This window comes from Scytonema hofmannii PCC 7110, from assembly GCF_000346485.2.
Lineage (GTDB): Bacteria > Cyanobacteriota > Cyanobacteriia > Cyanobacteriales > Nostocaceae > Scytonema > Scytonema hofmannii.
The window spans coordinates 9,566,316-9,577,899 of record NZ_KQ976354.1 but is presented as its reverse complement, the minus strand read 5'-3'; the positions used below and the strand labels follow the sequence as shown (position 1 = coordinate 9,577,899).

At 41.0% G+C, this 11,584-nt stretch carries 11 protein-coding genes; 8 read left to right on the top strand and 3 right to left on the bottom strand.

Annotated elements, in window-relative coordinates; translation table 11 throughout:
• Window positions 1-154: 154 nt before the first annotated feature.
• Together WA1_RS40345 and WA1_RS40340 are read right to left on the bottom strand one after the other, a co-directional pair.
• Window positions 155-1,066 (bottom strand): c-type heme family protein, encoded by a 912-nt coding sequence (locus WA1_RS40345; protein WP_017742698.1) that lies wholly within the window; start codon window positions 1,064-1,066, stop codon window positions 155-157.
• Between the two features lie 78 nt (window positions 1,067-1,144).
• Window positions 1,145-2,053: a c-type heme family protein gene (locus WA1_RS40340; protein WP_017742697.1), complete on the bottom strand. Its 909-nt coding sequence runs from the start codon at window positions 2,051-2,053 to the stop codon at window positions 1,145-1,147.
• Between the two features lie 514 nt (window positions 2,054-2,567).
• Between WA1_RS40340 and WA1_RS40335 the strand changes: the two genes are divergently transcribed.
• From WA1_RS40335 to WA1_RS40325, 3 genes are all read left to right on the top strand, one after another.
• On the top strand, window positions 2,568-4,445 hold the full coding sequence (locus WA1_RS40335) for a serine/threonine-protein kinase (RefSeq protein ID WP_017742696.1): 1,878 nt from the start codon (window positions 2,568-2,570) through the stop codon (window positions 4,443-4,445).
• Window positions 4,446-4,482: 37 nt separating this feature from the next.
• Window positions 4,483-4,722, top strand: a complete 240-nt coding sequence (locus tag WA1_RS40330) for a type II toxin-antitoxin system HicB family antitoxin (protein ID WP_017742695.1) — start codon at window positions 4,483-4,485, stop codon at window positions 4,720-4,722.
• Between the two features lie 161 nt (window positions 4,723-4,883).
• A complete protein-coding gene (locus WA1_RS40325; RefSeq protein WP_017742694.1) occupies window positions 4,884-5,783 on the top strand; it encodes an SDH family Clp fold serine proteinase in 900 nt (299 codons plus the stop codon).
• A gap of 153 nt (window positions 5,784-5,936) precedes the next feature.
• Here WA1_RS40325 and WA1_RS40320 read toward each other — a convergent pair whose 3' ends face one another.
• The gene (locus WA1_RS40320; protein WP_017742693.1) at window positions 5,937-6,644 is read right to left on the bottom strand and encodes a peptidoglycan-binding domain-containing protein; all 708 of its coding nucleotides are present in this window, start codon (window positions 6,642-6,644) and stop codon (window positions 5,937-5,939) included.
• Between the two features lie 294 nt (window positions 6,645-6,938).
• Here WA1_RS40320 and WA1_RS40315 point away from each other — a divergent pair, with 294 nt between their 5' ends.
• The 5 genes from WA1_RS40315 to WA1_RS60790 all read left to right on the top strand — a co-directional run bounded on the left by WA1_RS40315 (window position 6,939) and on the right by WA1_RS60790 (window position 11,492).
• On the top strand, window positions 6,939-8,390 hold the full coding sequence (locus tag WA1_RS40315; RefSeq protein WP_026134566.1) for a hypothetical protein: 1,452 nt from the start codon (window positions 6,939-6,941) through the stop codon (window positions 8,388-8,390).
• Between the two features lie 327 nt (window positions 8,391-8,717).
• The gene (gene rimP, locus WA1_RS40310; RefSeq protein WP_026134565.1) at window positions 8,718-9,179 is read left to right on the top strand and encodes a ribosome maturation factor RimP; all 462 of its coding nucleotides are present in this window, start codon (window positions 8,718-8,720) and stop codon (window positions 9,177-9,179) included.
• 126 nt (window positions 9,180-9,305) lie between these two features.
• Window positions 9,306-10,649 carry a transcription termination factor NusA gene (gene nusA / locus WA1_RS40305; protein ID WP_026134564.1) on the top strand — a complete coding sequence of 448 codons (1,344 nt, stop codon included), beginning with the start codon at window positions 9,306-9,308 and terminating at the stop codon, window positions 10,647-10,649.
• Window positions 10,650-10,748: 99 nt separating this feature from the next.
• Window positions 10,749-11,018 carry a YlxR family protein gene (locus WA1_RS40300; protein WP_017742689.1) on the top strand — a complete coding sequence of 90 codons (270 nt, stop codon included), beginning with the start codon at window positions 10,749-10,751 and terminating at the stop codon, window positions 11,016-11,018.
• A gap of 126 nt (window positions 11,019-11,144) precedes the next feature.
• On the top strand, window positions 11,145-11,492 hold the full coding sequence (locus WA1_RS60790; RefSeq protein ID WP_017742688.1) for a hypothetical protein: 348 nt from the start codon (window positions 11,145-11,147) through the stop codon (window positions 11,490-11,492).
• Window positions 11,493-11,584: the final 92 nt, after the last annotated feature.

The following is an 11,584-nucleotide window of genomic DNA, read 5'->3' as shown; positions in this document are numbered from 1 at the left end:
AAATATTGTTTGCTTTTCTTTGAACCCGTTCAAACACAAAGCTTTTCAATCCAAAATCTAAAATCCAAAATCCAAAATCCAAAATCCAAAATCTAAAATCTAAAATCTAAAATCTAAAATCCAAAATCCAAAATCCAAAATCCAAAATCCAAAATTACACACTCCCCGTATTGCCATAAGTACGTTTGATTCTTTTCATTGCCATCTCTAAACTAAGCTTCATTCGTTTGAAAGCTTTAGCAAGATTGCCAATTTCATCATTTGTCAACTGCTCAAAATCAACATCCATATGCCCAGTACTGACTTCCTCAGCTACGCGAGTTATACGCTTGAGAGGCACAACAACTTCTCGATTTAAAAAGAAATTGACTAGCAAGATAACAGCCACAAACAAAGTAGACACAAGCCCTATCATAATGAAAAGAGATTGATTGGCTTTTTCAATAACTCTGCTTGCGGGCAATGAAACTATTTGAGCGGCTACAATTTCATTCAAATGCCAATTAAATCCACCCGCAGTGCCGTAACGTTCAATCATGGTTTTGGGTGCAGCATCAGGGGCGCTATGGCAGACAAGACAACTTTCCTTTGTCACGGCTAGCGGACGAGCAATGTAAAAAACATCACTACCAGGAAGCGAGCGAAATCCGCTTACCTGTTTTGATTTTTTATTTTTTCTAAAGCCTTCTACAATTTGAGTTTCAAAACTGTCGGCTTTATCTCGGAGGTTCGTTGGGTTAAGTGTTGCTTCTTTATAAAAGAAGTCACGATATTCCGGCCTTTTTCGCAAAATTTCAAAAACTTCTCTTGCTGAATATGCCGCGACAGTTTGTGGTAAAAACTTAGTTGTTAAATCATCAGTAAGTTCTGGGGTGATTTGAGTAATTGTATACTCCCGCACGGAAGACATTGTATCAATGAGAGATAAAGCTTTTGCGGTAATTTCATCTCTAGCGTTTTGATTTAATATTGTAGAAAGTGCAATTCCACTAAAGGTTACACCTACTATAAGAATTACAAGTAACAAAATTGTAAATTTTTGTTTTAGTTTTAAATTTTTTAGCATAATTATCACTCAATTTAAGTCATTGCTATGAAATATGTACGTTAGGGTGAATAAAAAGTAGTCTCTCGTCCCTATTTTCTAATTTTCTTCTGAACTATAAAACTGTTTGAGTTTTCTCATTGCCAGTTCTAAACTCAATTTCATTCGGTTAAAAGCTTTGGCTAACTTCCCAATTTCATCATTAGATATCTCCCGAAAATCTACATCCATATGCCCTGTACTTACTTCCTCAGCAACGCGAGTTATGTGTTTGAGAGGGCGAAGAATTTGATGATTTAAGAAAATATTCACCAAGATAATGATAGCAATAAACATAGTGGAAACAATTCCAAGAATCCAGAAAGAGGATTGCTGTGTTTTTTGGATAACTTTCCTTGCAGGTACTGATATAATCTGAGCACCTACAATTTCATGCAACTTCCACCCGAATCCGTTGACTGAACCATATCGGTCAATCATAGTTTTGGGTGCAACATTAAAAGTGCTGTGACACACCAAACACGTTGATTCGGTGACCAATAGCGGGCGAGCAATATAAAAAATATCTCCCCCTGGTAGTTCACGAAACCCATTCAATTCTTTGAAATTTTTGTTTTTTCGGAATCGCTCAACAATTTGGGTTTCAAAACTGTCAGCTTTATCTCGCAAGTTTGTTGGATTTAGTGTTGCTTCCTTATAAAAAAAGTCTTTATATTCTGTTCTTTTTCGCAAAACTTCAAAAACTTCTCTGGCTGAGTAAGCTGGTACACTTTGGGGTACAAAATCAACCGCTAATTTATCAGCTAACTCCAGATTTACCTGTTGATTGGTATAGTCACGGACAGAACTCATGGTTTCCATAATCAACAAGGCTGTTGCTGTTATTTCTTGCTTTGCATTGTGCCTGAGGACTGCAGACAACGCCAACCCACCCAAGCTTAAACCCACTATAACTACAATTGACAGCAAAATTGTTAATTTTTGTCTTAAATTTAGATGCTCAAGCATAAACACAGACTTGTGAAATAAAAAGTATGGCTCTTTTGTCGTCTACTTTCTACCCTTTGCCTTTCTTCTTGTAGAGTGGGTTGTATTTTTGTATAAACACACTTGAAAAAAACATATATAGCTACAAAATAATCTTCTAACATTCCGAATTATACTTAGTTTTTTCTTGAAAGAAAGAACGGGCAATATTCCTTAATTTTTCAATCACCCCAAATATTTTATACCAAAATATGCGATGATAGTGCTGAATACGGAGGGATTTAGCTCTACCTACGTATATTTCCAAAATCCAACATGATTCTCATGGTCTTCAATTTTAGTTATTAAACAAATCTTAAAATTTTCTTAGTTTTTAATCGGTGATTATCTAAGGATAATATAAGCATAGTTTACTAATAAAATTTTCCTTCAATCCTCACTGTATCAGCGTGACGGCGAAGGAAGTTGGTTGCCCTACTAAATCTCAATCTTATAGCTGTGCCAGAATAAATACAGAATTTGGCGATTACTACGAATGGTCTGGAATGCAGGACAAGAGTTGTTTGGGGGACGGTATATTATTTTAAGTAAACTAGGCGAGGGAGGAATTGGTATGACCTACCTCGCCAGAAATGAGCAGAAAGAACTGCGGGTTATTAAAACACTTAGAGAAGAACTTCTTAATAAGGCTGCTTGGAAGCCGCACCAAGTGAAATTGAAGCAAGATTTTCGCGATGAAGCAGTTCGGCTTGCTGTCTGTCGCCATCCTCATATCGTGCAGATAGAAAATATTTTTGATGAAGATAATCTTCCTTGCATAGTTATGGAGTATATTGAGGGCGAAGATCTGGGCAACCGAGTTCGCCGTCTGGGAATATTATCAGAAACGGAAGCACTCTTATACATCCAGCAAGTTGGTGATGCGCTGAAAGTTATTCATAATAAAGGCTTGCTACATCGAGATATCAAGCCACGCAATATTATGATTCGTGCTAACAAAAATGAGGCTGTACTGATTGACTTTGGTATTGCTAGAGAATTTATCCCGAATGCAGTCCAGAGACATACAGTATATCGTACTCCCGGTTTTGCCCCTCCCGAACAATATGAATTGGAAGCACCAAGAGGAGAATACATTGACGTTTATGCTCTCGCTGCTACATTATATAATATATTAACAGGAGTTTTACCGAGAAATGCGGTTGACAGAAGCCAGGAAATTCCTCTAGAGCCACCACAACAGTATAATCCTAATATCAGTAACAGGGTCAATGAAGCAATTTTGCGGGGGATGAATTTACAGCCCCACCATCGCCCCCAATCCGTGCAACAATGGCTAGATCTACTTTCTGGAGACGAAGAACTTGCCCCCACACAGTTGCTTTCGTCTAGTTCCCACTCTCAAAGCCTTACACCTCAATCTCGTACTAGCAGACAGTTCTTTGCTCCTACTCGCGCTCCCCTTTCCTCAGAAACCTCTTTACAATGGCAGTGCATACGTACTATGGTCGGTCACTCCAGCATGGTTCATGCCGTCGCTATTAGTCCTGATGGTCAAGCGATCGCCAGTGGAAGTAACGATCACACAGTTAAATTGTGGCAGTTGAGCAATGGAAAACTCATACGTACTTTTGGTCGTTGGTTTTCGGGTCATTCCAATATGGTGAATGCAGTTGCCTTTAGTCCTGATGGGCAGTTGCTTGCCAGTGCAAGTTCTGATGAAACAATAAAGTTGTGGCAAATAAATACAGGCAAGGAAATTCGCACATTCACGGGTCATTCCAACTGGGTCAATTCAGTGACCTTTAGTCCCCTCTTGCCAGATTCTTCTTCGTATCAAGCAGGGCTTGGGCGAATGTTGGCCAGTGCTGGAGCTGACGGCACAATTAAGTTGTGGCTGGCAAGCACATCTGTAGAAATCCGCAGTCTCACAGGACATACTGATTCAGTATGGTCAATCGCCTTCAGCCAAGATGGTCAGCTTCTAGCAAGTGGTAGTGCTGACTGTTCGATCAAGCTTTGGCAAGTGAGTACAGGCAGAGAACTGCACACCTTCACAGGTCATTCCTTCTTTGTAAACTCCGTTGCCTTCAGTCCCAATGGGCAAATTTTAGCAAGTGGCAGTGCTGATAATACAATCAAACTTTGGAATGTTAACACAAAACAAGAAATTGTTACCATAACTGGTCACGCTGACTCAGTGTGGTCAGTTGCTTTCAGTCCCAACGGTCAATTTTTAGCCAGTGGAAGTTGGGATCGCACTATCAAAATCTGGCAAGTCAGTACAGGCGCTGAGGTTATGACTCTCACAGGGCATACCAGCTATGTCCGATCCATTGCTTTCAGCCCTAACGGAAAAATAATCGTCACAGGCAGCGATGACGACACTATTAAAATTTGGCGACATGGTTAAAGTATTCTGTACTTACAGCAAGTTGTTATTAAAAAAGATGAAACACATAAAAATTATTGTAGAAAAACATTCTGATGGTTATATTGCTTATCCCCTTGGCATCAAAGGGATTGTGGTTGGTCAAGGTGATACCTACGAGGAAGCCCTAGCTGATGTTAAATCTGCCGTCCATTCCCATATCAAAACATTTGGGACTGAAGTTATTGAGGATGAAACACTTTCACTAGAGGATTTACCCGTACTAGAAGCTTTTGTCACTGAAATTCAAATACCTTGATGAAAAGAGGGAATGGGGAATGGGGAATGGGGAATAGGGAAAATGGGACGCAGGAATGATATCCAATGCCCAATGCCCTTCTAACTCTCCAGATAGACCAGTAAATTTCTAAAAATTGTCACAATAAGGACGACTACCCTTAGTTTGTTACAATCAATCCTATGGGCTTCGGTATAGGTGATTTATTCTGGATTTTTCTCCTTCTTTCTTCTCTGCAACCCTTGTGGCAGAAACGTCAGATAGAGTTTCGTCGCATCCGCACCATTCAGGAATTTCAACAGCAACGAAAAAGCCGAGTCATATTGCTCATTCATCGCCAAGAATCTATCAGCTTTTTAGGCATTCCCGTATCGCGTTACATTACCATTGAAGATTCGGAACAAATTTTGCGGGCAATTCGCCTGACCCCACCAGAAGTTCCTATTGACTTAATTTTGCATACTCCTGGTGGCTTAGTCTTAGCAACCGAACAAATTGCTAGAGCATTAATTCGCCATCCGGCAAAAGTCAGTGTCTTTGTTCCTCACTATGCTATGAGTGGTGGTACAATGCTTGCCCTAGCTGCTGATGAAATTGTTATGGATGCCAATGCAGTCCTCGGACCAGTGGATCCTCAACTTGGTAACTTTCCAGCAGCTAGCATTCTTAAAGTTGTTGAACAGAAACCGATTGGTGAAGTTGACGACCAGACTCTTATTATGGCTGACCTGTCTCGCAAAGCGATCGAGCAGGTGCAGCGCTTTGTACGGACTTTATTAAAAGACTCAGTTCCCACAGAGAAAATCAAGCCAGAAAACATCGAAAATATTATCGACGCACTGACAACCGGGCGTGTTACCCACGACTATCCTATCACTGCGGAGGAAGCAACACAAATGGGGCTGCCCATTACAGTTGGACTGCCCCGTGTCATATACGATCTCATGGATCTGTATCCTCAATCCCAAGGCGGACGTCCAAGCGTTCAGTACATCCCGATGCCTTACGATAATGGTCGCCCAATTCTTCCTACTCCTAAAGGTAGACCTTTAGAGGAACCCAGCCCAAGTCAAAGAATTTAAAAGTTAACTGTTAGGGACTTCCAAATAAAAGAATATCCAACTTTCTCTTGTGGTGCGGGATTGACGCCTGCACCAGATATAGAACGGGCGAGGACGCCCGTCCCACAATCGGGAATAATTTATTTCTTGGACATCCCTTAACTATTTTTAAGCTTATGGAGTGGGTGTAGAAGTCGGTGTTGGTGTTGGTGTTGGTGTTGGTGTTTCTGTAGCTTCTGGTGTTGGTGTTTCTGTAGGTGATGCCTCCGGTGTGGAAGTAGGCTTTGGCTTGGGTGAAGTTGTTGGAGTGGAAGTAGGTTTTCTTGTCGGTTTTGGTTTAGATGTGGGTGAAGGTGTTGGTGTCGGTTCAGTTGTAGGTGTTGGTTCGGCTGTTGGTGTCGGTGCTGCTCCCTTTAAGATGTCCTTTGCCTCTTGGTCAAGTCTTTGCCTGAGTGCTAAATCAGCGATTCCAGTTTCTTGCAAACCAACTTTTTTTTGATACAGCTTTACTGCTGCTTCTGTCCTTGGACCATAATATTGATTTTTTGGTAAGAGAGGATTTGGCTTAACTACCAAATTCAGGTTTCCCTGCAAAATTCCAATAGTAGCCCCTGCAAGATCTTGAGTTTTCTCTCCTGCTACTCCATCAGCAGGTTTTAATTTATACCCTTTTTGAAATTCAAGGATGACTTTTTTGGTATCCGCGTCTGTTAGAGGCGCATTTGATACCTTAATGTTATAGCCTAAACCCCTTAACACAGAACGGAATTGTTGAGGTGTATACCTTAGGGCAGCAAAAGCTGTGCCTGTTATGACTATGCTAGTTGTTATCAGACACGCTGTAGCAACGCTAACACTGGATTTTCCAAACACACACCACATAGACAAAACTCCTCATAATCCAATTAGCATGGTTATGACGTTAATAAATGAATTTGGGTTTCTTTAACGTCTTTGTATCTTAATTATTTATGATTTTTGATTAGTTTAATTTATATTTGGTACAATCTAAGCAAACAGTAATTGCTTATTTTGTCATCTATCTAACGTCGTATAAGCTAAGCAAGCTCTGCAAGATCCCCGACTTCTTTAAGAAGTCGGGGATCTGACTAACCCAAATGACCAATGACAACTCTAACGAGTTAAGTTATTTGTGACGACTTAATTACCAAACAAATGACTAACGTAAAGCCTATATCACCACGTAATTTATGGTTTGAGAGATTGATGGCACTTTTTGCCTCAGCAAATTTACTCCTAGTCTTATTTGATTTAAGTTATGTTCCTTGGCGAAATTTGTATATACAAAAACTTCCTCAAGTGACTCAGGTATACGATCGCGTTAAAGGTATTGAGCCCCATCGCGAAACAGTCCAGTATTTGAAAACAGTAGACGCTCTCATAGAACAAGTGAGTCAAACAGGATTGAGATCGCCACAAGTAGAAACAACACTAGCTGAACTTCGCAATCTGAGTAATGAAATGGTTGATAGCAATCCCTTTACTGGAGTGGGTAAGAGTGGGACATTAGAAAAAATCAAAAATCGGATGCGCGATCGCATTAACGTAGAATCATCAAAAAACGCTTTTTCTATTTTTTGGAGTCAAGCATACTTATCAAAACGCGATTGGACTCAAGAAATAGATTTTTTCAACCAGGCAATTAGACCTTTAATTGCTACCAATTACTACCGTCGTATAGGAGAACAGGGCGAATTTATCGATGATTTTTGGCTAATAGACTTACCATTCGTATTGATATTTGCTGTAGAATTGCTAGCACGAAGCTATTATATCAAGCGCAGCCAGCCTGGTTTTAGCTGGTTCAATGCAGTTCTTTGGCGCTGGTATGACTTATTCTTACTATTCCCATTTTGGCGATGGTTAAGAGTTATACCTGTACCCATTCGTCTAGACCAAGCCAAAGTACTAAATCTTCAACCCCTACGCCAGCAAATGCATCAAGGAATTGTAGCCAATTTTGCCGAGGAAATTACGGAGATTGTGGTTGTGCGGGTTATCAACCAGATTCAAGGGTCTATTCACAGAGGAGAACTCAAAAGGTGGTTACAGCAAAATGAAACTTTACGTCCCTACATAGATATTAACAATATCAATGAAATTGAAGCCATTGGAACCATTTTTGTTCAAACCATCATTTACCAAGTCTTACCAAAAATCCAACCAGAGGCGATCGCCATCTTACGACATAGCATAGATAGTGCTCTCAAGCAAGCCCCTATTTATCGCGATTTGCAAAACTTTCCTGGAGTAGGACAGATGCAGCTCCAACTGAGCGAGCAGTTAGCAACTCAGATCGCGACCAACCTTTACAGTGCAGTAGTCAGTGCAGCCGAAGATCCTGTAGGGGCAAAACTTTCTGGTCAATTGGTACAGCGTTTTACCGAAGCTCTTGGAGCAGAATTGCAAGACAAACAAGTCCTCTCAGAACTTCAGAACCTTGTGCTCGATTTTCTAGAAGAAATCAAACTCAATTACGTTCAGCAAATGTCAGAAGAGGATATGATGCAAATTTTGCAGCAAACCAGACAACTGAGAACAAAACCAGCCGTTCAACAAGTTGGCGATCTAACTTCTGTCATGTTATCACCTAAGGAAAAAAGTTAATTTATTCACATAAATTGTTATTACAGTTTTCTGATAAACAAAGGAACTGGAAAAGTGTATAATGGTAACCTCAAGGCACATAGAATTGCTGCTTAAAAATGTGCCTCAAGCAGTCAAACCGATGCAACCTCAGAAAGTTAGTGTCACTTAGCCTAGCTTTTGGAGATAAGATTGGTTGAAATAGGTTTTGGCGTCTTGACTCAAAAAAAATGCGCTAAACTAAGGTTAAGGGCGAACTTAAGTTATAAGTTCGCCCTAAGACTTCTTGGAAGATATCCCTATCGCAGGAAGTGGGCAATGACCCACTTTTTTTGTTGGAATAGCCGCATGACTCACCCTTTAGTCCCACAAATTATAGAATTGGCAACACCAGTAGCAGAACAAATTGGTTTAGAAGTTGTTGGAGCCGTGTTTCACACCAACCAACGCCCACCTGTTTTACGGGTAGATATCCGCAATCCCAACCAAAACACAGGGTTGGATGATTGCGAACGGATGAGCCGTGCTTTAGAAGCTACTCTGGATGCGGCAGAAATCATTCCAGATGCCTACGTGTTGGAAGTTTCTAGTCCTGGAATTTCACGAGAAATTGAAACTGACCGGGAATTTATTTCTTTTAAAGGATTTCCTGTCATTGTCCGAACTTCTTCACCTCATGAGGGACAGCAAGAGTGGAATGGTCAGTTGATTCGCCGGGATGAAACAGCAGTTTACATCAACCAAAAAGGTCGCGTACTTGAAATTCCTCGTACCCTAATTGTTAGGGTGCTACTGGATGAACGCCACTGAAAAATTTTAGATTTTAGATTTTAGATTTTAGATTTAGAGTTTTGGAAAAGAATCCAAAATCCAAAATCCAAAATCCAAAATTCTGTATGTACTTATGGAAAAATATTAGGAGATTTGCTTATGTCAATGGTTACGTTACCTGGATTAAAAGATTTAATTGAAAATATAAGTCGCGAGCGGAATTTGCCTCGTGTTGCCGTTCAATCAGCCATCAGGGAAGCACTATTAAAAGGTTACGAACGTTATCGTCGCGCTCAAAATTTAGAACGCAAACAGTTTGATGATGATTATTTTGACAATTTTGATGTGCAACTCGACGTGGAAGATGAAGGATTTCGCGTCGTTGCTACAAAAACTATTGTAGAAGCTGTCTCCAATTCTGACCATGAAATTGCCTTACAGCAAGTTCAGGAAATGGGAGGTGATGAAGCACAACTCGGTCAAGAAGTGGTGCTAGATGTAACACCCGACCAAGGAGAATTTGGTCGCATGGCAGCAATGCAAACCAAACAAGTTTTGGCGCAAAAATTACGGGATCAACAGCGCCAGATGGTGCAGGAAGAATTTCAAGAATTAGAAGGAGAGGTACTGCAAGCCAGAGTCCTGCGCTTTGAAAGACAATCAGTCATTATGGCAGTTAGAAGTAGCTTGGGTCAGCCAGAAGTGGAAGCGGAACTACCCAAACGGGAACAATTACCAAATGATAATTACCGAGCAAATGCTACCTTTAAAGTACATCTGAAAAAAGTGTCTCAAGGTCAGCAACGCGGTCCTCAGTTATTAGTTTCTAGAGCTGATGCTGGTTTGGTCGTTGAACTCTTTGCTAATGAAGTTCCAGAAATTGAAGATGAAGTCGTCAGAATTGTGGCTGTAGCCAGAGAAGCAAACCCCCCTTCCCGTCATGTAGGACCCCGAACAAAGATTGCTGTTGATACACTAGATCGCGATGTAGACCCAGTAGGAGCATGTATTGGAGCGCGGGGATCGCGTATTCAAGTTGTTGTTAACGAATTGCGTGGGGAAAAGATAGACGTCATTCGTTGGTCGCCAGATCCCGCAACTTACATTGCTAACGCCTTGAGTCCAGCACGAGTTGATGAAGTCCGCCTGATGGACCCTGAAACCAGGCAAACTCACGTCTTAGTTGCTGAGGATCAATTAAGTTTGGCGATTGGTAAAGAAGGACAAAATGTCCGTTTAGCTGCAAAACTGACGGGTTGGAAAATTGACATCAAAGACAAAGCTAAGTACGATCATGCAGGAGAGGATGCTAAGTTTGTAGCCGCTAGGGCAAAATATGCGGCGGAATTAGCTGCATTAGAGGCGGCTGAGCAAGATGAGTTTGAAGATGAGCTTGAGGAAGAACTCGACGAAGACGAACTTGATGAAGATCGGGAAGAATTAGAACTAGAGGAAGATGAAGATTTTGACAACGATGATGAAGATTTGGACAAAAGCGATGATAAGTAGTCATCATTAAGGAATGAAAATTTCTTACCCCTACTCCCTACTCCCTACTCCCCACTCCCCGTTTTCAAGCTAGGTAACATCTGAATATCTTTTGTTACGATGAAACCAAACTACCGACGTTGTATTAGTTGCCGTAAAGTAGGGTTAAAGCAAGAGTTTTGGCGGATTGTCCGCGTGTTTCCTTCAGGACAGGTACAATTAGATGAGGGCATGGGGCGTTCTGCCTATATTTGTCCAAACCAAAGCTGTGTCGCAGCAGCGCTAAAAAAAAATAAATTAGGGCGTGCTCTACACGCATCAGTGCCAGAAACACTGTATCAAGTATTGTGGCAGCGTCTATCCCAAGGAAATAACCACTCATCAAACTGATAATTGAGCTTATGCTTGAACAAGTTACAGATTTTTTAGAAGGATAGTTAGTAGTTAGTAGTTAGTAGTGATTGAGGTACTAACCACTAACCACTAACCCTGCCGGAAAAATCTCTAAGGGAATGCATGCGGAGCTTAAAACTATCTTGTAGCGCTAATTTCAGAGGAAAAGTGCAGGCAGCCGAACAAATTGTGCTGTCAACACGTCCTCTAGAATTGCTCATGTGGTGCCAGAATAGTAAAAGGGTGTTGTTAGCATTGCTCTTCATTTATGAAAAGGGGCGAAGCAGCATTCCCAACAAGTTTTACTTAGTTGTGTTGTGGAAGACTCAGAAACAGCAAAAAAACAAAAAACAGAATGGCAACCTGGTAGCGCCCAAGCGCAGTTTGGCGTCAACCATCAATTCTGGTGGGGATGCCAGCATTAACAAGGGAACATCTCTCTTTCCTGATTGGAGGCATCGGCAAAAATAGCAACTGCAACCAAAAAAAACAGTAATCACAAGGATGGAGATGTCACCAACCAGGCAACCATCCGCTAAAACTGTAAATTAAAGGGGAAGAGT

What these genes read in the sequence shown, in the direction of transcription:
- WA1_RS40345 (WP_017742698.1), bottom strand. Translation starts at nt 1,066, where the DNA reads ATGCTAAAAAATTTAAAACTAAAACAAAAATTTACAATTTTGTTACTT.
- WA1_RS40340 (WP_017742697.1), bottom strand. Translation starts at nt 2,053, where the DNA reads ATGCTTGAGCATCTAAATTTAAGACAAAAATTAACAATTTTGCTGTCA.
- WA1_RS40335 (WP_017742696.1), top strand. Translation starts at nt 2,568, where the DNA reads ATGGTCTGGAATGCAGGACAAGAGTTGTTTGGGGGACGGTATATTATT.
- WA1_RS40330 (WP_017742695.1), top strand. Translation starts at nt 4,483, where the DNA reads ATGAAACACATAAAAATTATTGTAGAAAAACATTCTGATGGTTATATT.
- WA1_RS40325 (WP_017742694.1), top strand. Translation starts at nt 4,884, where the DNA reads ATGGGCTTCGGTATAGGTGATTTATTCTGGATTTTTCTCCTTCTTTCT.
- WA1_RS40320 (WP_017742693.1), bottom strand. Translation starts at nt 6,644, where the DNA reads ATGTGGTGTGTGTTTGGAAAATCCAGTGTTAGCGTTGCTACAGCGTGT.
- WA1_RS40315 (WP_026134566.1), top strand. Translation starts at nt 6,939, where the DNA reads ATGACTAACGTAAAGCCTATATCACCACGTAATTTATGGTTTGAGAGA.
- rimP (WP_026134565.1), top strand. Translation starts at nt 8,718, where the DNA reads ATGACTCACCCTTTAGTCCCACAAATTATAGAATTGGCAACACCAGTA.
- nusA (WP_026134564.1), top strand. Translation starts at nt 9,306, where the DNA reads ATGGTTACGTTACCTGGATTAAAAGATTTAATTGAAAATATAAGTCGC.
- WA1_RS40300 (WP_017742689.1), top strand. Translation starts at nt 10,749, where the DNA reads ATGAAACCAAACTACCGACGTTGTATTAGTTGCCGTAAAGTAGGGTTA.
- WA1_RS60790 (WP_017742688.1), top strand. Translation starts at nt 11,145, where the DNA reads ATGCGGAGCTTAAAACTATCTTGTAGCGCTAATTTCAGAGGAAAAGTG.